21 protein-coding genes and 2 pseudogenes are annotated in these 19,770 nt (G+C 41.9%); 12 read left to right on the top strand and 11 right to left on the bottom strand.

Features of this window, described 5'->3' with window-relative positions; genetic code table 11:
• Positions 1-5 precede the first annotated feature (5 nt).
• Complete coding sequence (locus JFU56_RS11160; protein ID WP_198437359.1) at positions 6-380, bottom strand: nuclear transport factor 2 family protein; 375 nt, start codon at positions 378-380, stop codon at positions 6-8.
• 175 nt (positions 381-555) lie between these two features.
• On the opposite strand from JFU56_RS11160, the gene JFU56_RS11155 reads away from it, so the two are divergent.
• Complete coding sequence (locus JFU56_RS11155; RefSeq protein ID WP_198437358.1) at positions 556-1,470, top strand: LysR family transcriptional regulator; 915 nt, start codon at positions 556-558, stop codon at positions 1,468-1,470.
• Positions 1,471-1,502: 32 nt separating this feature from the next.
• On the opposite strand, the gene JFU56_RS11150 is transcribed toward JFU56_RS11155, so the two are convergent.
• The 3 genes and pseudogenes from JFU56_RS11150 to JFU56_RS11140 form a co-directional block, all read right to left on the bottom strand.
• The gene (locus tag JFU56_RS11150) at positions 1,503-1,709 is read right to left on the bottom strand and encodes a 2-hydroxymuconate tautomerase family protein (RefSeq protein ID WP_019440535.1); all 207 of its coding nucleotides are present in this window, start codon (positions 1,707-1,709) and stop codon (positions 1,503-1,505) included.
• A gap of 249 nt (positions 1,710-1,958) precedes the next feature.
• On the bottom strand, positions 1,959-2,348 hold the full coding sequence (locus tag JFU56_RS11145; protein ID WP_198437357.1) for a hypothetical protein: 390 nt from the start codon (positions 2,346-2,348) through the stop codon (positions 1,959-1,961).
• Positions 2,349-2,759: 411 nt separating this feature from the next.
• Positions 2,760-2,929: pseudogene (locus tag JFU56_RS11140) on the bottom strand (integrase); the annotation flags it as partial.
• Between the two features lie 135 nt (positions 2,930-3,064).
• Between JFU56_RS11140 and JFU56_RS11135 the strand changes: the two are divergent.
• Positions 3,065-3,402, top strand: a pseudogene (locus JFU56_RS11135) (cytosolic protein).
• A gap of 144 nt (positions 3,403-3,546) precedes the next feature.
• Here JFU56_RS11135 and JFU56_RS11130 read toward each other — a convergent pair.
• The 3 genes from JFU56_RS11130 to JFU56_RS11120 form a co-directional block, all read right to left on the bottom strand.
• A complete protein-coding gene (locus tag JFU56_RS11130) occupies positions 3,547-4,041 on the bottom strand; it encodes a YcxB family protein (protein WP_198437356.1) in 495 nt (164 codons plus the stop codon).
• Positions 4,042-4,162: 121 nt separating this feature from the next.
• The gene (locus tag JFU56_RS11125) at positions 4,163-4,336 is read right to left on the bottom strand and encodes a hypothetical protein (protein WP_198437355.1); all 174 of its coding nucleotides are present in this window, start codon (positions 4,334-4,336) and stop codon (positions 4,163-4,165) included.
• An 85-nt stretch (positions 4,337-4,421) separates the two neighbouring features.
• Positions 4,422-5,312, bottom strand: a complete 891-nt coding sequence (locus JFU56_RS11120; protein ID WP_198437354.1) for a DMT family transporter — start codon at positions 5,310-5,312, stop codon at positions 4,422-4,424.
• 173 nt (positions 5,313-5,485) lie between these two features.
• Between JFU56_RS11120 and JFU56_RS11115 the strand changes: the two genes are divergently transcribed.
• The gene (locus JFU56_RS11115; protein WP_198437353.1) at positions 5,486-6,271 is read left to right on the top strand and encodes a YdcF family protein; all 786 of its coding nucleotides are present in this window, start codon (positions 5,486-5,488) and stop codon (positions 6,269-6,271) included.
• 26 nt (positions 6,272-6,297) lie between these two features.
• Here the strand turns inward: JFU56_RS11115 and JFU56_RS11110 are convergent, their stop codons facing one another.
• Complete coding sequence (locus JFU56_RS11110) at positions 6,298-6,675, bottom strand: thiol-disulfide oxidoreductase DCC family protein (RefSeq protein ID WP_198437352.1); 378 nt, start codon at positions 6,673-6,675, stop codon at positions 6,298-6,300.
• A gap of 63 nt (positions 6,676-6,738) precedes the next feature.
• On the bottom strand, positions 6,739-8,346 hold the full coding sequence (locus JFU56_RS11105) for a cation:proton antiporter (RefSeq protein ID WP_198437351.1): 1,608 nt from the start codon (positions 8,344-8,346) through the stop codon (positions 6,739-6,741).
• A gap of 373 nt (positions 8,347-8,719) precedes the next feature.
• Between JFU56_RS11105 and JFU56_RS11100 the strand changes: the two genes are divergently transcribed.
• From JFU56_RS11100 to JFU56_RS11080, 5 genes are all read left to right on the top strand, one after another.
• Entirely contained in the window at positions 8,720-9,067 is a 348-nt protein-coding gene (locus JFU56_RS11100) for a metalloregulator ArsR/SmtB family transcription factor (RefSeq protein ID WP_198437350.1), read from the top strand.
• An 8-nt stretch (positions 9,068-9,075) separates the two neighbouring features.
• The gene (gene arsB, locus JFU56_RS11095) at positions 9,076-10,110 is read left to right on the top strand and encodes an ACR3 family arsenite efflux transporter (RefSeq protein WP_198437349.1); all 1,035 of its coding nucleotides are present in this window, start codon (positions 9,076-9,078) and stop codon (positions 10,108-10,110) included.
• 45 nt (positions 10,111-10,155) lie between these two features.
• A complete protein-coding gene (locus JFU56_RS11090) occupies positions 10,156-11,163 on the top strand; it encodes an ArsJ-associated glyceraldehyde-3-phosphate dehydrogenase (RefSeq protein ID WP_198437348.1) in 1,008 nt (335 codons plus the stop codon).
• On the top strand, positions 11,160-12,377 hold the full coding sequence (gene arsJ / locus JFU56_RS11085) for an organoarsenical effux MFS transporter ArsJ (RefSeq protein WP_198437347.1): 1,218 nt from the start codon (positions 11,160-11,162) through the stop codon (positions 12,375-12,377). The genes JFU56_RS11090 and arsJ overlap by 4 nt, the downstream gene beginning before the upstream one ends.
• Before the next feature lie 121 nt (positions 12,378-12,498).
• Positions 12,499-13,788: a serine hydrolase gene (locus JFU56_RS11080; protein WP_198437346.1), complete on the top strand. Its 1,290-nt coding sequence runs from the start codon at positions 12,499-12,501 to the stop codon at positions 13,786-13,788.
• 68 nt (positions 13,789-13,856) lie between these two features.
• Here the strand turns inward: JFU56_RS11080 and JFU56_RS11075 are convergent, their stop codons facing one another.
• Positions 13,857-14,828 carry a YheT family hydrolase gene (locus JFU56_RS11075; protein ID WP_198437345.1) on the bottom strand — a complete coding sequence of 324 codons (972 nt, stop codon included), beginning with the start codon at positions 14,826-14,828 and terminating at the stop codon, positions 13,857-13,859.
• 235 nt (positions 14,829-15,063) lie between these two features.
• Here JFU56_RS11075 and JFU56_RS11070 point away from each other — a divergent pair, with 235 nt between their 5' ends.
• From JFU56_RS11070 to JFU56_RS11055, 4 genes are read left to right on the top strand one after another with little or no spacing between them, the layout of a single operon-like run.
• Positions 15,064-16,209 (top strand): ABC transporter substrate-binding protein, encoded by a 1,146-nt coding sequence (locus tag JFU56_RS11070; protein ID WP_198437344.1) that lies wholly within the window; start codon positions 15,064-15,066, stop codon positions 16,207-16,209.
• Positions 16,210-16,222: 13 nt separating this feature from the next.
• Complete coding sequence (locus JFU56_RS11065; RefSeq protein ID WP_198437343.1) at positions 16,223-18,019, top strand: ABC transporter permease; 1,797 nt, start codon at positions 16,223-16,225, stop codon at positions 18,017-18,019.
• The gene (locus tag JFU56_RS11060) at positions 18,000-18,653 is read left to right on the top strand and encodes an ATP-binding cassette domain-containing protein (protein WP_198437342.1); all 654 of its coding nucleotides are present in this window, start codon (positions 18,000-18,002) and stop codon (positions 18,651-18,653) included. Before JFU56_RS11065 ends, JFU56_RS11060 begins: the two co-directional genes overlap by 20 nt.
• Positions 18,646-19,251, top strand: coding sequence for a CDP-alcohol phosphatidyltransferase family protein (locus tag JFU56_RS11055; protein WP_198437341.1), 606 nt, complete (start codon positions 18,646-18,648; stop codon positions 19,249-19,251). Before JFU56_RS11060 ends, JFU56_RS11055 begins: the two co-directional genes overlap by 8 nt.
• 75 nt (positions 19,252-19,326) lie before the next feature.
• On the opposite strand, the gene JFU56_RS11050 is transcribed toward JFU56_RS11055, so the two are convergent.
• Positions 19,327-19,755 carry a MarR family winged helix-turn-helix transcriptional regulator gene (locus JFU56_RS11050; protein ID WP_198437340.1) on the bottom strand — a complete coding sequence of 143 codons (429 nt, stop codon included), beginning with the start codon at positions 19,753-19,755 and terminating at the stop codon, positions 19,327-19,329.
• Positions 19,756-19,770 lie beyond the last annotated feature (15 nt).

Here is a 19,770-nt window from a genome sequence, read left to right as displayed (position 1 = left end):
AGTGTTTAGCGTTCTCCTTGTACTTCAAAGTCATCAGCCGCTAATAACGCGCTGCCATCTGCTTGAATACGCCATTGTTCGTGGTGAACTTCGCCAAATGCTTTATTCATTGTCCATTTAGCTGTTAATACATAGCTGTCGTCATTCATCGCTACCCATTCAACGTCTGTGTAATCAACATCGTTAAAACCTTGATCTATGATACCTTGCCAAAATGTTTGGATCTCTTCACGACCAGTGAATGTGCCAAACGGACGCGCGTGCATCACAGTCCCTTCTTCATATTGCGCAGCACAACCTGCTGCATCTTGATGGTTAAAAGCGGTCTGCCATGCTGTGATTGCTGTTTTACATGCTGCTAAGATTTGATCTTGTGTCATTGTTCTTGCTCCGATGAAGTATCTGGCTGTTATATAAGTGTATGGCGTTACTTTAGCGTTATAATTAACAAACAAAAACAGACTAATTAGAAAACACTGTTAAAATAAACAGAACAATAGCCGTAGCCAATAGTCATAACCAACAGCGCTAAATGATATTAGGTAAGCATAAACCATGAGTAAATTGAAACAGATGACGGTATTCATGTATGTCGTCAAACTCGGTTCGATAACCAAAGCAGCAGAAAAGCTAGACGTATCGAAGTCGGTTGTCAGCCAACACCTTAAACAATTGGAGTCAGAGCTTGCTGTTACCTTGCTTAAACGTACTACGCGTAAGCAGAGCCTGACAACCGCAGGTGAGCACTTTTATCAACAATGCTGCACCATGCATGAACTTGCCGAGCAAGCTTGGCAAGACGCTCAGCAATTGCAAGTTTCCCCGCAAGGGTTAATTAAGATCACTGCACCACATGCGTTAATGGATCATTTGGTGTTGCCTGCGCTGCACGAAGTCTTTCATGCCTATCCTGATGTTGAGCTGGAACTGATTAGCCATGATGGTCGCTCTGACTTGATGCAAGAAGGCATTGATATAGCAATACGCGTTGGCGAATCAAAGGTAAGTAACCTCAAACAAAAACGTATTGGTGACTTTAGGGATGTGCTGTGTGGTTCAGTCGCAACGATTAACAACCACCAAGCAGATATAGCGGCATTAGAAGTGGAGAATATCAGATACGTTGCTAATCACTGGCAAGAAAAATCGATTCATCACAGCTTTAGTCGTAAGAACAGTCGCAGTGATAAAAGTGGCTCAAATAGGAATGGCACACCACGCGTTGAACTTAATTTTAAAACCCATCATAAGGCTAATACCCTGCCCACCTGTTTGAGTATGCTAGAACAAGGTTTTGGTGTTGGTATTATTCCGGACTTTATCTTTGCCAAGCATAACAATACATTGGCAGAGCTGTTACCAGACCATCAACTCGACAAGGTCAATGTCTATGCATTGCATTCTTATCAAGCTGCGGTGCCGATTGGCGTGACGATGGCCATAGAGGCTATTGCCAAGCGGCTTGGGTAATTTATGGCGGCTTTATATAACGATCTATAACGTTAAGTTTTAGCTTTTTGGCGGAGTTCAGTCACCACTTCGCCACCGATACCCCAGTTATCCGTATTCACTTCATCGATCACGACAACGGTGGTTTTCGGATTCTTCCCTAATACATCCACCAGCAATTGCGTTGCCCCTGCGATTAACTGGGCTTTTTGCTCTTTAGTGACTTGTTCATCAGTGATTTTAATATTGATATACGGCATAGTGTTGCATCCTGCATTACTTTAGAGGTAATAACTTTACCTGAGATATAGTATTTATGCTATTGGCAGTGTTGGTTTTTGAGGAGTTTGGCTTGGAGTTTAAACTTTAAATAGTAGTGTTAGCATTACAGAAAATATGCCTAAATTGAGATTAACGTCCAGCTAATATGTGAAGTAAATGCTGGGCGGACGATTTTCACGAAAATGGCGTGACAACTTGGTGAAGCTTAATTTAGCTGTTTGTCATGTTTAATTCTGTTCAAGGCGTACGAAAAATTTTACTATAAAGACTATCACACAAGCAAAGATAAATGGGCTTAACAAAAGCACCATCTTTCGGTCTAAGCCAATCACCACAGACCAATAAATGGCATATAAAAAGCAGTAAGTTAAACCTAAGTATTGCCATGGCGCAACCAAGGGGTTTTTAATCCAAGTACCTCCCACCGCTTTCATAGAAACATAAAGGCCAGCAATCATGTACGTTGCAATCCAGATGCACGTGACGGCTATATCAAACCCTTTCTCGTACCACATTATAGAAAAAATAACTGGCAACAATAAAATGTAACGTATTTGAGGTGTAGTCATAAGCCTTTTAAACATAGCATTTGTATAACAGGACTCTTGATTTTTCAAATTAATTCACCTCAATAAAATTAGATTATACTTCAAATTTATTAATCACATGTTTATGGGAAAATGAACCGTCCTGTAAATTATTTATTTAACCTTATAAGTTATATACAAGGCTAACTATATAATTGATTATATTGACATTAAACTGAGTCTACAAGATAAAGCTGACTGCATTTTGAAAAATTGAGACTGCGTTCACCGAAATATCAATAACGCTGTATAAAATCAGCCTATTTAGTTTTTTCATTACACATAAGTAGGATTAACTTAGTTGGTAAATTTTGCATGATAAAATGTATGGTAAATTGATGTGGATAAATACTTGGTGAGTAGATACTCTAAGCCACTTTGGGGCAAGAATTTGTCAGAATCGCGGTTAATTGGCCCCCAACAAAATAGGGTTCCTTTCGACTAACAATCAGTACCTTCTGAAAGTAACAATGCGTCTTCTAATTCAACGCCAAGGTAGCGGATCGTGTTTCTACCTTTGTATGTTCCAGTAAAAGCTGCACCGCTCGAATATTTTTCGTTTTTGCATAGACTAATGTCGCTTTGGTTCGCCTCATCGAGTGAGCACTGTAGTTGGAAGGAGATGAACAAAGACGTGTTTCAAGTTGACCTAATGAATGTCCGGAAATAACTTTAGCAACTAAATCTCTACGACATTATCCCCTAATAGTGATAAAATCTCCGCACCAAAATAACCGAGAAACTCTATGTTAATCCATCATGTTAACGGCATCGACTGGCTGGTGATTACAGCTTTTGAAGAACTGAAAACTATATTTATCGAAGAAGCTGGTGCGATCACCTTTTGCTTCTCTACCGCCAGCGAATTGAACCTGATTGATCAAGCCAAGCGCACTTATGGATATTTGCCTACACTCAGGGGCGTAATTACCGATACCGGCACTTTTCAAAGCCAGGATAACGAAGAAGATTTGAACCCACAGCTTGCCTGCCTAGTTGAAGGGCGTGGTCGGGTATTTATCATCACGGCGGCTTTGTAGCTTTTGTGGATGACGAGCAAACCTTTATTACCCGAATGGACTGAAAATTATTCAGCTAGCCTATATGTGGCTAGCCAAATCCTCTCATCCACTACACCCTTAGCTAGAAACTAAACGACTTTTATCAAAAGCAAAATGCAAGGCCTGACCGTATTCGCTGTATTACCTCTATTTTGCACGCATTGACGCTAGTTCATTTTTGATACTGCGTGCTGCTCTACCATGAACGCAATCACTTCATCACTTAAGCAAGATTTACTGACGTATTGGCGCTGTTTTCCCATATGAAGGATAAACCCTAAATCGGTTTGTTGAAGTTGGTCGATTTCAGTCCATGCGATATTGCGGGTGTTTTTACCGTTTTTATAACTCACACCGTTAGCGTCACCCTGAAATACCACTTTACTGCCTGAGTTCAAGCTGAACTTTTGTCGGCATAACCACCAGCTTCTCTTAAAATAAATACTGAACGCCTCAATGATACTCAAAGCAATAAAGAACCAACCAACGTAACCGCTGGGCAATAGCTCAAACTTCACTAAAACCACACCAAAAATAAGAAAAATTATTCCTTTAAAATAGGCTTTTGGAAATTTAGCAGGACGGTTAGTTTGACCATAACACTCAGCAAAAAAGGGCTTGTCGAGGGTGTATTCTGTGGTGAAATCAAAATCTTTAAACATATGTGACTACTTTGAAGTTTTCTGTGAATGAGTATCCATGCTGCGATCTTGCAACTCGAGTATTGTATAGCTTTTGGTGCTTTTCTTTAGCTGTTTTGATCCTCTTTTGTAAATCTAAGACTTAGCTAACTTTATTGCCCATCTTAGAATATCCAAATACTAAATGAAGCACTTCGGCCTGACTTTTACCTTCAGACATTAATCGTGTGATGTCTTCAACGATATTTTCTTGAACAGCTAGCGGAGGTGGTGTTTCTATCTCCATATTCATAATATCGTCGATGCTAATTTCCATTTTATTCCTTATCATTGATTTGTTCATGTTATTAAATAGCCGACTCAGTTTAACATGTTTGCTATATTAAAATTCAGTCCATCCCCTACCCACGATTAAAATACTGGGTATTCGCAAACCAAACGCCGATACTTACCGCCGCCATCGCAATAAGCAAGCTCAGCTTAACTGGTTCATCAAACACAAACAGCGCACTGATACCAGCAATCACGGGTACCATTGCCATCATAGTACCCATATTCGCAGCGCCAATAATCTGCACCGCGCGTACATACAACAGCATTTGAACTATGGTCGCCATGAACCCCTGATAAAAGCTTTGCAGTAACATATCGCGCCACAATCCAGCGTTAATCAATTCCAAGCTGATATTAGTCGGTAGAAACAGCAAATAAATCGGCATGTAAATGCTGCAGGTGATCATAGCGAGGCTCGCGGTCGCTTGCCAAGGCGTGACTTGCCAGCGGCTTAACAACACCGAAAATATGCCCCAGCAGAACGCCGCGCCAGTCAAACTTAAATGACCAATAGATAACATCCCTTGAGCAAGAAACTCTTGTAAAAACAACACAACAATGCCCAGCGTAATAATGCCAACGCCGAGCCATTTACTCCAAGGGTGTTTTTGCTTATTCATCACCACAGACAACGTAATAATCATCACCGGGATCAAGCCAGGTAGCAACACCGCAGATTGCGAACCCGGTGTGGTTTCAAAACCTTGGAAAGCAAATAACGCATAGCCCAAGCCGCCAAATAGGCTGCAGATAATAAACTTGGGTTGCCACAATTTGAATCGAAATCTAAACAGCCAGAAAGGAAACACTAAAGCCGCACACGTGACATAACGAATGGCTATAACATCATAAGACAACAACTCGCTGATCCCGCCCATGCGTGACACTAAAATAAACCCTGACCAGATCAGCACTGCGCCAAATGCAGCCAAATATCCCTGTCGTGTTGAATTATCCATAATCAGTCCTTAATTAAGCTTATGTGCCACAGTATAAGAGCAAGATACTCATATTAATATTAAATTTCAGTTATTTAAAAGCATCCGACCAGACGCCTAAACAATGATAAATTATTTTATTGCTTTATACTGCGATGAAATTCTGTGTTTTCGTACTTCAACAAGGAAAATCAATGAGCCTGCTGCTTATCTCTTTACTTATTATCATCTTTTTATTACTGCGTTTCTTTAACTGTCACCGCACCAAGTCAGTCGTATTATGCATCACGGTGTTACTCACTCTACTCATCAGTACAGGCGTTATTCCTAAGTATTTACTGGATAAACTTCAGCAGGATTACGCGCAAAAGCCAACAATACAATGGCAAAATAATAACGCCATTATTGTACTCGGCGCAGGTTTAGAAAAAGTCGATGACCATATTGATGATACTGCGAATAAGGTTAATAATATCGAACCGCCTTTCCATGCTTTTGGACGTATCTACGAGGCCGCAAAGCTTTACAACGAATGCATAGGCGAAGAACAGCAATGTAAGATCATTGTCAGTGGTGGTGATACCCATAAATTAGGCACGACAGAAGCAGTTGTTTATAAACAACGTTTAGTGAAAATTGGCATTAACTCTGCTGACATTATTACCGAAGCAAACAGCCTTAACACGTGGCAAAATGCGCAATTTACCAGTGAAATACTCAGTAAGGGTAATTTCGACAATACTGTGTTAGTTTCATCAGGATTACACATCAAACGCAGCCAGCTGTATTTTGAACACTTCGGCGTACGTGCAACGCCTATCAGAGCCGATTATATGTCAGCACAAGTATCATGGCTGCCACTAGGTTATAATTTTGCCCTGACTGACTTTGCTCTGCACGAATGGATTGGTTTTTGGCGATATGATATCTACAACATGATTGGCGCAAACCAAAAACGTGTCGATGCAGGGGATGCCTAGTTAAATACTCTCGTGAATAGATAAAGTTAGTGTGGCCAACGACCACTACGTTTAAGTCGTTGGCTCACGAGATAATGATAAGTACGCGCCAACATAGGTCTGAGTAGTGGTAAACCTATGAGGTAAGCTAAAGGCCGTAATAACGGTACCCTCAACATTAATTCAATATAAGCATCCAATTCAGATACTATCCGACCATCACTTGTTTTGACATGCAACTCAGTTAAGGCTTTTATTGGATCTATACCCAACGTGAGTAACACCGACTCCTGCCCCGTTATATCGAACCAATATACTTGCTGGGCATTACGACCAGCAAGTTTCAGATAATTATCACGGTCTTTCACACAACGCGGACAAGCCCCATCATAATAAACCGTAATTTGAATCCCCTTGTTATCCACAGTTGTCACCTTTATAACAGCCCTTCATTAATCATAGCCTGTTATAGCAGCAACCAAATGTATCTATTTAGCCTGTACTCCAGTAACAGGGATCTGTAACTCAGCGCAAATATGATGAGCAAAACCAGCACCCGCTTCCTGGTACATGTTGAAAACCGGATTAACCCCCAATGCTTTTAGCTCATCTTCATCACTTTTAAAATGTGCCAGTGCGGCCACTTGAAAACCACAACGATCCATTTTCTGTAATTGCTCTGCCGCATAGTGGTTACCATGGTGATCAGGCATCGCCAATAACACCAATTTGATGTTGTCAGTCATTTCTAGCTTATTCCAAAAGTCCGTATCCAATGCATCACCGGTGATCACACGGCGGCCTAATTCAACATGATTCAAGGTCTTTTGGTTATTGTAATCAAGGCCTAAAACTTTATCACCGTATTGAGTTTTCAATTCATCATAAGCACCCGCACCGATACGACCCATCCCCATGACTAATATTTCCGCGTCACCTAGCGACACAGGGCGATCTTCAATGTGCAATACTGTCGCCTGAAAACGCGCTAACTTGTTAGTAAAGCGGTTATAAATATCATCAGCGTATTTATTTAATAACGAAGCAATGACAAAGCTCAATGATACGGCCAGTGCAGTGATAATCAACCAATCCTGTGATAACCAACCTTTATACGTCGCCAGTGCCGCTACAATCAAACCAAATTCACTGTAGTTAGCCAGTGAGAATGCCGCAAACAGAGATGTACGCGCGCGTAGTTTAAATTTAGCTAAGGTAACGAAGTACAATGCTATTTTACCAAACAGAACCACCGCTAAGATCACCGCGACGAACAAGTGATCAATGGTTGGCAGCCCACCCAAGCCAATACTCAAGAAGAAACAAACCAACAGCATTTCTTTCATATTAAACAGCGCTCTTGCCATCTGTTTCGCACTTGCATGACCCGCTAATAACATACCGGCAATCAAGGCACCTAAATCGGCTTTCATACCAACAGATTCAAACAGTCCCGCACCCAGTACTAACGCAAGGAAAATACCGTACAAGACCAATAGTTCACCATGACCAACGCGGTCTAATAATTTGAACAACAAAGGTCTAATCAATGGTAGCGCTAACAGAATTACCGCAAATAATGATGGGATCTTACCGACAGATACCGTTAAAAATACCACTGCAAAAATGTCCTGCATGATCAGGATACCAATCGCGATACGCCCATAGAGCGAGTTAGTCTCACTCTTTTCTTCAAGAATTTTAACTGCAAATACCGTACTTGAAAAACTCAATGCAAAGGCAACCAATACCAGTGAGAAGGTATCGAGGTTGGTGAAGAAGGTCAAACCGACCTGTTTTAAAATAAACAATACCACCGCATAAAAAGCAATGCTGGCAAAGATGTGCACACTTGCCCCGCCCCATACCTCAGCTTTAAACAAGGTACGAATATCTAATTTCAAACCAATCGAGAACAACAGCAAAGTAACGCCAAGATCTGCAAATGTTTGTAGGCCTTCCGTCGCTTCAAAGCCATAAAAATTAAGCGCAAAACCCGCTAATAGGAAACCAACCATAGGTGGTAACCCCGTAAGATTAACTAACATGCCAAAACTGAACGCGGTGGCAATAAAGAGTATAAGAGTTGTATCCATTAACGAGGCCTATTTAAGGTGAACGAAGTGCTGATACCCTCGGTAAGATACCGTGAGCCAGACTCGCATTAGCGTTTATGCTTAGAAATAATACATAAACTTAGGTTACTAATTTTAAGATAATTAATGGCATAGAACAATCTCTTTATACTACTTAAGCGTTAAATTTATATTACATATAACTAATGTTTATATCTGCCTGCCTATTAATCGTCCAACTAACCTACATATTTATTCTTACGGGGCAAGCTTCGTAAACACTCTACATACAAAGCAAACAATGAATATAACAAATAGTGTATATAACATTTGACGCATATAACTTTTGGCGCATATACTGTATATAACAAAACGCACATATAAGTGAATCGATATGGAACCAACACAACTTTTTAAAATTCTCTCAGATGAAACCCGACTCAGAATATTAATGTTAATTGATATTGAAAAAGAGCTCTGTGTATGTGAATTAATATCTGCGCTAACCGCAAGTCAGCCGAGTATTTCGCGTAATTTAGCGCAACTGCGCAAGTCAGGATTATTAGTTGGTAGAAAGTATAAACAATGGGTGTTCTACGCCATTAACCCAGCACTACCAGCATGGCAAAAAACTATTTTAGATTTGAGTTCACAGCAAAATAACAGTTTAGTGAGTGCTGACATACAACGACTAAACGACATGGGTAAACGCCCAGAGCGTACACAACAACTCTGCGGGTAGGAAAAAACATGGGTATATTTGAACGGTATTTATCAGTATGGGTAGCGCTTGCTATCGCTGCAGGGGTTATTCTTGGCGTTTGGCAACCAGACGCTTTTCAGTTAATCGCAGGGTTAGAAATAGCGCACGTTAACTTAGTTGTCGCAGTCTTTATCTGGATCATGATTTATCCAATGATGGTGCAAATAGACTTTTCAGCCATTAAAGACGTCGGTAAAAATCCAAAAGGCTTATTCCTCACAGTCTTTATCAACTGGATCATTAAACCTTTTACCATGGCTGCTTTTGCCTGGTTATTTTTCAAGGTTTTCTTCGCTGACATGGTTGATCCTAGCTCTGCGCAAGAATATATCGCTGGTATGATCTTACTGGGTGTAGCACCTTGTACTGCGATGGTATTTGTATGGTCACAACTGACCAAAGGCGATGCTAACTATACTTTAGTACAAGTATCGGTGAACGATATCATTATGGTATTTGCATTTGCCCCTATCGCCGCCTTTTTACTGGAAGTCAGTGATATCAACGTGCCTTGGGAAACCTTGCTATTCTCTGTTGTACTCTATGTGGTACTACCATTAATTGCAGGCGTTCTGACCCGTAAAAGGTTAAACAAAGGCAATGATGATGCGGCTATCTCACACGTACTTGCTAAACTAAAGCCTTGGTCTATTTTAGGCTTGTTAGCGACTGTGGTTTTACTGTTTGGTTTTCAGGCCAATACACTCATCAACGACCCTACGACCATCGTACTTATCGCTATTCCGCTGGCGCTGCAGACCTACATGATCTTTGCTATCACGTTTTTGGCAGCTAAAAAACTAAAACTACCGCATAACATCGCCGGACCTGCATGTTTGATTGGTACATCAAATTTCTTTGAACTCGCGGTAGCGGTGGCTATTTCGTTATTCGGTTTGCATTCGGGCGCTGCACTTGCCACTGTGGTTGGTGTACTTGTCGAGGTACCCATTATGTTATCGCTGGTTGCCATTATTAACCGCAGCCAAAATTCGTTTAGCTATTCAAAAGATGAACAATAAATAAAGCATCTATATAATTAAAGCATCTACATTATGGAGAATAAAATGACTATTAAAATCGGTATTAACGGCTTTGGTCGTATGGGTCGCCTAGCAATGCGTGCGGCGTTCAACTGGGATGACGTTGAGATTGTCCAAATCAATGATCCTGCAGGTAATGCAGAAACGTTGGCACACTTACTTAACTTTGATTCAATTCATGGTCGCTGGGAACATCAGGCTGATTTTCTTGGTGATCGCATGATCATTGCCGACCACTTTATTCCTTGCACTCGTAATACTGCCGTTGCTGATACCGATTGGTCTGGTTGTGATGTTGTGCTTGAGGCGTCAGGTAAAATAAAAACCAGTGCACTATTACAAGCTTACTTAGACCAAGGCGTTAAACGTGTAGTAGTAACTGCGCCAGTGAAAGAAGAAGGTGTATTAAACGTCGTCATGGGGGTCAACGATAACCTATATAACAAAGACCTACACCCAATTGTAACTGCAGCGTCATGCACGACTAACTGCCTAGCCCCTGTGGTTAAAGTGTTAAAAGAAAAGCTCGGCATTAAACACGGTTCAATGACGACGATTCACAACATCACCAACACCCAAACCATTCTTGATGCACCCCATGCTGATTTACGCCGTGCGCGTGCTTGTGGCACATCATTAATACCAACAACAACAGGTTCTGCAACAGCTATCACCAATATATTCCCTGAATTAACTGGTAAGCTAAACGGTCATGCTATCCGCGTACCGCTAGCAAATGCTTCATTGACTGACTGTGTTTTCGAAGTGGAACGTGAAACGACGGCAGAAGAAGTGAATGGTTACTTCAAGCAAGCAGCGAAAGCAGAACTAAAAGGCATATTAGGCTATGAAGAACGCCCATTAGTGTCTATTGATTACAAGACAGACCCACGCTCAAGTATTATTGATGCGTTATCAACGATGGTCGTTAATGGTACACAAGTTAAGATCTATGCGTGGTATGACAACGAGTGGGGTTATGCCAATCGCGCAGCTGAATTAGCGCGCATGGTTGGTCGTTCAGACAAATGATAAAAGCGTTAGCGGGTATTTCCCCTCAAATAAAACAATATCTTATCATTACCGGTAATTATTGGGCGTTCACCTTAACTGACGGCGCATTGCGCATGTTGGTCGTGCTGTATTTCCACCAGCTGGGTTACAGCCCGATTAATATCGCCATGTTATTTGTGTTTTATGAAGTGTTCGGCGTCATCACTAATTTAATTGGTGGCTGGTTAGGGGCGCGTTTAGGCCTCAATAAAACCATGAACATTGGCTTGGCGATGCAAATAATAGCCTTGGTGATGTTAGCTGTACCCGCTGACATGTTGACTGTCGTTTATGTGATGATCGCACAAGCTTTATCTGGTATTGCCAAAGACTTGAATAAGATGAGCGCCAAAAGTGCCATTAAGTTGTTAGTACCAAAAAGCAGTGACGATATTCATAACAATAGTGACAGTAAGCTCTACCACTGGGTGGCGGTCTTAACGGGATCTAAAAATGCGCTCAAAGGCGTCGGCTTTTTCTTAGGTGGTGTACTGCTAACGGCATTTGGTTTTAAACAGGCCATTCTGCTCATGGCGGCGATGTTATTGCTCGTCTGGATCTGGAGCTTAATCAGTTTAAAAGCTGAATTAGGTAAAGCCAAAAACAAACCAAAGTTTACCGAAATATTTTCCAAAAGCCGCTCGATAAACCTATTGTCAGCTGCGCGGTTATTTCTATTTGGTGCACGTGATGTCTGGTTTGTCGTCGCCCTGCCAGTGTTCCTGGCAACGACCTTTAACTGGGATCATTGGTGGGTTGGCGGCTTTATGGCAAGTTGGGTTATTGGTTATGGCATGGTGCAGTCAATCGCGCCACGCTTTACTGGCAACACGCCAGCGCCCCAGGCTGCAGCACGTTGGGCTGGTTACTTAGCGGTGGTACCGGTATTGATCGCCATTGCCCTGCACTACCAATTCTACGTGCAATTTTCCATTGTCATTGGTTTATTAGTTTTCGGCGGGTTGTTCGCGATTAACTCATCATTACACAGCTACTTAATTGTCAGTTTAGCTGACAGTGATGGCGTGTCGATGGACGTTGGCTTTTACTATATGGCGAATGCGATGGGTCGATTGATTGGTACTCTGTTGTCAGGCTGGGTATTTCAAGTTTACGGTTTGGAAATGTGCTTATGGATCTCGGCGCTATTTATCACTATTTCAGCTGGCATTGCATTAAAGTTAAAACGTTAGGAAGCACGCCCCTCACATCAGGCCAGTTTACGCTGGCCGTTAAATTAAATTCAAACCTAATTGTTTATTCTAAAATATAACTCTATCTTCATTTGTATACCCTACAACTTGAGTTAGCGACATGATTATTGATTTTGGATTAAAAAATTTAGTACGCGCAAACAGGTATTTGCGCTTTGGCAATACCATACACCTACCAGAATCACTCGCCACTGTAACAACGATTAATCGAGACGAAGAAGTGGAACCTTTATCCGTTGGCATGACCCGTGATGGCGTCGATGCGATCTGGCAATCCGTCGAAGAGATCTATAAAACGGCAACCCACCCCGCTATATCGCTGTGTTTTCGCCGCCAGGGTAAGATTATTTTAAGCCGTTCTATTGGCTATGCTAATGGCCATAAGCCCAATGAAAAAGCAGATATAGATGCCCGATTAATGCAACCTGAGACGCCTATTTGTTATTTCTCGGGATCAAAGGCAGTGACAGCATTTTTAATCCATTTGCTCAATGAAGATAAGCTCATCAATTTACACGATACGGTGAGCACACATTTACCTGAATTTGGCCAACACGGTAAACAGGGCATCACTATCCATCAAGTCTTATCGCATCGCAGTGGTATGTCAACGATGCCAAGTTCACTGGGTATTAATGCGCTGGCCGACAATGATGAAATTTGGCAGCAGCTTTGCGCCAAACAATTACCGACAACAGAAGTGGGTAAACTCGCTTATCACGCGGTAAGTGGCGGCTATATTTTAGAGCGCATAATTAAGCAAGCCAGTGGTATGAGCATACAAAAATTTCTTGATTTAAGAGTGCGAAAACCAATGCAAATGAAATACTTTTGCTATGGCTTAGATGACACAGAAGCCTGTGCTTTAGCGGATAACTACGCGACTGGAATCAAAGCCATGTACCCGATTTCATACTTTATTAAACGGGTATTAGGTGGTTCATTTGAGCATGTGGCCGAAGTCAGTAATACCGCCATTTTTCAACAAGCAGTCATACCGTCTGCAAACCTAATGGGAACAGCAGAAGAAATGGGGCGTTTCTATCAAATGCTATTAAATGATGGAGTCTGGGAAGGCAAACAAATATGCCAGCCGGTAACAGTACAAGGTTTGACCCAAGAAACGGGCACACTCGAATTTGATCGTACGCTGATGGCGCCAATGCGTTATAGCGCTGGCATGATGCTCGGCGCAAGCCCTGTCGGTTTATGGGGTATAAATAGTGCTCAGGCATTTGGTCATATCGGTTTGATTAATAAACTATTGTGGGCTGACCCTGAACGTGATATTACAGTCTCTTTAGTTAATACAGGGCTACCGTTTGTGGCGAATCATGTGCCGTCATTAATCAATTTCATGGCGAATATCAATAAGCATTGCTCGCGCTAAACACGATTATTCTACTATTTTACTGTTCAACTATTCACCTATTCACCTATTCACCTATTCACAGTTCGCTATTCTACAAGCTGGGCAATACGCTCACTGGCCCAGCTTTCAAACTTCCAATTTTTAATAAACGCACAGTGCCCGCCTTTAGCTTGTAGATCGATGGTCAGCCATTGCGATTGGTGTAACTGAGCGAGGTGACCAGGTGGGATCATAGGATCGTCTTCAGACGTAATGATCGTGGTTGGTATTGCCAGTTGGCTCAACCCTGCATCAACAACCGAGTAAGCCTCAAAGTATTCATCTCGACTGGTAAAGTTTGTATAACGATCAACAAAAAATAAATTCATTTCATCGAGTGTCTTTAGTTTTTTCAATGCTTTGCCATAACCTAACTGTGGATAATAGCGTAACTTTTTGACTAAAGAACGTTTCCACTTGGCGACGAAGTACTGCTCATATAATGGAAAACCGGCACTTAATTCGGCCATAGTGGTGGTTGGATGTAACACAGGACAGATCGCAATCGCTTGGTGTAACGCAATACCCGCAGACTTGGCGGTATTTGCTACGCGTAAACAGAAATTACCACCGAGTGAATAACCACATAACACGTTATGGTTACCACCAAAATGATGGCAAAGGTATTTAACCGCTTCAGCCACCTCTTCTAAACGTGACGAGTTAAATAGTTCCGCGTTTAAATGGTGGGTATCACCATGATCGCGAAAGTTAAGACGAAACACATCGTAGCCCGCATCAAGTAACTTTTGGCCACTGGATAATACATACAACGAATCAGCACAGCCTTCCCAACCATGTAAGATTACAGCAAGTCCTTTCGATGGTGTAGTGGTGTTATTTCGGCTTAAAAAACCCTCTAATCTAACCCCTTGCGGCGTGGTGATAATATGCTGCTTTGCCAAGCAGAGTAATTGGTTAGCACGTCGTTTCTCGAAATATTTTCTAGGGCCAGAGCTAGACAACATAGATTGCAGGTGGTTATTGCTCAGGCCCTGTGCTGGTTTAAATTTAGTCATACTTTTCGCTGCTACGCTCTTAACCCAAAATGAAGCCTTAACTGTACAGCATTATTTACCTTAGGTAATTCTGTTCTGTCATATCCATGCCCGAGCGAGTCACACTTCTAACATCTTGATGTAATTTAACTAGCTACAACTAAGATGAGTATATGAATATGATTACAATGCGTTATAATTCATTTTATAGACATTGCAGGCAGTCATGTTCGCTCAACTAGAAAAAGGAAATTTCATGCATAAACTATTCGTTGGTTTTAGCTTATTGTTAATCAGTGCACTTGGCCAAGCCACAGACCTAGATTGGCCAACTGTAGAACAAAAAGCCAAAGGACAAACCGTTTATTTTTATGCATGGGGTGGCAGCCCTGAAATCAATAACTACTTACGTTGGGCTGATAAACGGTTAAGCAGTGAATACGGCGTGCACCTTAAGCACGTTAAAGTCGGTGATATTGCCGAAGCCATCACCCGCTTAGCCGCAGAGAAAACCGCAAAAAAGAATACTAACGGCAGTGTTGATATGGTTTGGGTAAACGGTGAAAACTTCAAATCAATGAAGCGCTATGACCTTATTACAGAGTCATTCGCCACACAATTACCTAACTGGCGCTATGTTGACAAAACCTTACCTGTCGACAGCGACTTTTCAGAACCCACTCTCGGATTAGAAGCACCTTGGGGGCTTGGTCAGCTCGTGTTTATTTATGACACTGAAAACTTAGATAACCCACCAACAAGTTTTAACGAATTGCTTGCTTACGCAATTGAGCACCCAAATAAAATTACTTACCCAAAACCACCCTCATTTCACGGCACCAGCTTTTTAAAAGCGGCCTTGTTAGAGTTAGCCAGTGATAACACAAAGTTATATATGCCCGTAGATACTCAGACGTTCACCGCGATATCGGCACCGTTATGGGATTATATCGACAAATTAAATGCCGTTGCTTGGCATCAAGGTAAACAATTCCCAAGTAGCGCATCTGAAACTATTCAACTGCTCGATGATGGCGAACTCGATATTGCCATTTCGTTTAATCCCAATGAAGCGACCACATCACAGCAGAGTGGCAAGCTCAGCGATACCACGGTTGCTTATGCAATGAAAGCCGGTGCATTATCGAACATCCATTTCCTCTCAATACCATGGAATGCAGCAGCGAAAGAAGGCGCACTCGTGGCGATTAACTTCTTATTAAGCCCTGAAGCACAGTCTCGTAAAGGGGATTTAGCGATTTGGGGCGACCCTACAGTATTAGCACCGCAGCACATCACTGGTTCGGCACAAAAAACCAAATTGTTTAAATCAATCCCAGAACCACACCCAAGTTGGCAAGCAGCACTTGAAGCTGAATGGCAAAAACGCTACGGACACTAGCTACGGATATGAATTGAACGCTTTATTAAAATCAGTAAACAGCCAGTCAGTCGCATCCATCACTTTTAAAATGGTTGTGCTGCTGACGGTCATTATTAGTTTTTTACCTTTATTGCCTGGGCTGGTTGGACTAATTTTTTCCGCCTTCGGTTATATCCCCGCGATTGATCAATACACATTTTCATTTACTGGTTTTAATACCCTGCTTGCTTGGCCGGGGTTAGACCAATCCATCATACTGACTTTATTTGTCAGTATTGCTAGTACATTATTATCTGCAGTCTGTTGCTTCGCTATTTTACAATCTTGCTGGCATAGCCGATGGTGGAAAAAAATAGAAACTTTATTGGCGCCTATTATGGCGCTGCCACATGTTGCGTTTGCGGTCGGTTTTGCATTCCTATTCACCCCCAGTGGCTTTATTGCCCGGATATTTGGTGAGCAAATACACTGGCAATTAATTCATGATCAATATGGTCTTGGCCTCATTGTCGCGCTAACACTGAAAGAAATCCCCTTTCTACTGTTCATGAGTATTCCACTTCTCAAACAATTAAATATTAATACCACGCTTATCACGGCGCAGAGCTTGAGTTATAACAATGCCCAAGCATGGCAAAAACTCATCTTGCCGCAATGGTTACCTAAGATCCGTTTCTCATTGTTTGCCGTGATGGCTTATAGTATTTCTGTGGTGGATGTCGCCCTTATCATTGGTCCTACACAGCCGCCAACACTCGCTGTGTTGGTATGGCAATGGCTCAACGACGCCGATCTTGCCACACTACCTAAAGCCTCTGCTGGTGCGTTAGTATTATCACTACTATGCTTGTTCACCCTGTTTAGTATCCGCTTTGCGGAGTGGTTAATAACGGTAAAATGTAAGACTTGGCAATCAAATGGGCGCTATTCGCTGCCAATTGGTGGTAAAAGTATTATTATCGTCACTTACCTTATCGCCCTTATTACCTTGCCTATACTATTAATCTGGTCGTTTGCACAACGCTGGCGATTCCCAGATATAACCCCTTCTCGTTGGTCACTGCGGTTTTGGCAACAAGAATGGCATTACTTACTCGACATTATCGCTAATAGCATGATAATCGCGTTAGTTAGCGCCACGATAGCTTTAATATTCGCGATTATTGTGCATGAACATAGCGCTAAAGCAGAAACCAATAAACGACGGTTAAAAGTACCAAGGTTGTTAATTGCAATCCCGATGCTGGCCCCGCAGCTGTCCTTATTATTCGGTATTCAAGTGGCGACGTTATACATCGCTAATCAGTATTATTATTTGTGGGTGATCTGGGCACATATCTTCTTTGCTTTCCCTTATATCTTCCTTGCACTTGATGGGCCATGGCGCAGTTACGATCAACGTTTAGATAATGTTGCACTGAGTTTAGGCATGTCGCCGTTTAAAACCTGGTGGCAGATCAAACGGCCATTATTACTCCCGGCTATTTGGATAGCTTGGGCAGTAGGGATCAGTGTCAGTCTAGCGCAATACCTACCAACATTAATGCTAGGGGCTGGGCGTATATCAACCTTAACAACCGAGGCGGTCGCGTTATCGAGTGGACAAGATCGTAGAATAAGTGCCATTTATGCGTTATTACAATCAATTACACCGTTCATATTTTATATTATCGCGATACTGGTAAGCCGTAAAACGGGCTCACTCGAACAACAAAGCGCAGGCTCAAATCATCATACTAATACGACGAACTCAGCGCCGAACTCGTCATCAACATCAACATCAACAAATAGTAGAGTAACGACACGCAATGTCTCTATCAGTAAATAACCTCTGTATTCTTGATAATAACAAACAACCTTTGTTTGCACCTATCTCGTTTACTGTGAAACCCGGTGAAATATTAACATTAATGGGGCCGAGTGGCTGTGGAAAGTCGAGTTTATTAAGCGCTATCGCTGGACATAAGTCAGCTGATTTTAGCTATCAAGGTGAATGTTATTACCAGCAGCGATTATTAACGACATTACCTGCGGAAAAACGTAATATCGGTATCTTATTTCAAGATGATTTATTATTCCCCCATTTAAATGTTTGGGAAAATTTAGCGATCGCACTACCCAACCAGGTCAAAAAATCACAGCGAAAAGCCCAAGCACTAAAAACACTAAGCGACCTCAACCTAGCCGAATTGGCAGATAAATCACCCATGCAAATATCTGGCGGCCAACGTGCGCGAATTAGTATGATGCGCATGCTACTTGCCGAACCTGCCGTGGTATTACTCGATGAACCATTTAGCAAATTAGACAAATCATTACGCAGCGAATTTAGAAATTGGGTATTTGCCCAAACAGTCAGCAGACAACTGCCCGTATTAATGGTAACGCATGACGCTGACGATGTCCCAACAGGGAGTCAATGCCTACACTGGCCTTGGAATAAGGAAACTCAAAATGCTTGATCGTTATACAATTAAAATTATCCGTTGGCCGATCAACACTACGGCCAAACTGGTACATAAGGCCGGTATAAAAGCCGATCAAGTCACCTTATTAGGGTTTGTGCTTGGGTTGATGTGCTTTCCAGCATTAGCACTGCAAGAATACAATATCGCCTTGGTATTCATCGCTTTAAATCGCATACTTGACGCGGTCGATGGCGCTGTCGCACGTATACAAGGAATTAGTGACAGTGGTGGTTTTTTAGATATTACTTTGGATTTTCTATTTTATTCATTGGTGCCGTTTGGCTTTGTGGTGGCCGACCCTGGCGCTAACGCCGTCGCAGGTGCATTTTTGATTTTCGCGTTTATTGGCACTGGTACCAGCTTTTTAGCTTTTGCGATCATGGCGAGTAAGCAAAACATCGAAAATCCGGTTTATAAACATAAATCTATGTACTACATAGGTGGACTAACCGAAGGCACCGAAACAATATTCTGCTTTATTTTAGTGTGCTTATTACCACAATACTTTGCCATCATTGCTTACACGTTCGCGGCGCTATGCTGGATCACAACAGCGACGCGTATTTGGGCTGGCTATCAAACCCTAAAGTAGCATAACACCGAATACAGTTCGATTTAAGCAAGAACAAGGGCTGAATCTAAGCCCTATGAATTACCTTCGCGTGTATTAAATCTCAGCTACTACTTTTTGTAATAAGCGTACTATTTCTTGTTGCTCTTCGCCTTCTAACGCGCTAAGTAAATTAGCATTAATCGCCATAGGGATTGGCAGTAAATCCGCTTTTAAAGCGCGCCCAGCATCCGTTAAATAGATACGAAAAGAGCGACGACTATTCGGATCTTCTCTGCGTTCAACCAATCCTAAAGTGACTAATTTATCTAATGTGCGGGTTGTCGTCGAGCTTTCGACTTTAGATTTTAAGGCTATTTCACGTTGTGTCACGCCCTCTTCTTCCCACAGACACATTAATGTCGGCCACAGCGCTATCGATAAGCCTTGTTTTTTTAATTCGTTATCAAAATCTTTTGCTGCTTTATTCGCAACTACATTAAGTAACCAACCAAAGCTTTTTTGACGGTCAAACTTGTTTTCCATTTTGTACCTATGCTA

It is taken from the genome of Moritella sp. F3, assembly GCF_015082335.1.
GTDB lineage: Bacteria > Pseudomonadota > Gammaproteobacteria > Enterobacterales > Moritellaceae > Moritella.
The sequence above is the reverse complement of the archived record's forward strand: the minus strand, read 5'-3'. Positions and strand labels throughout refer to the sequence as shown.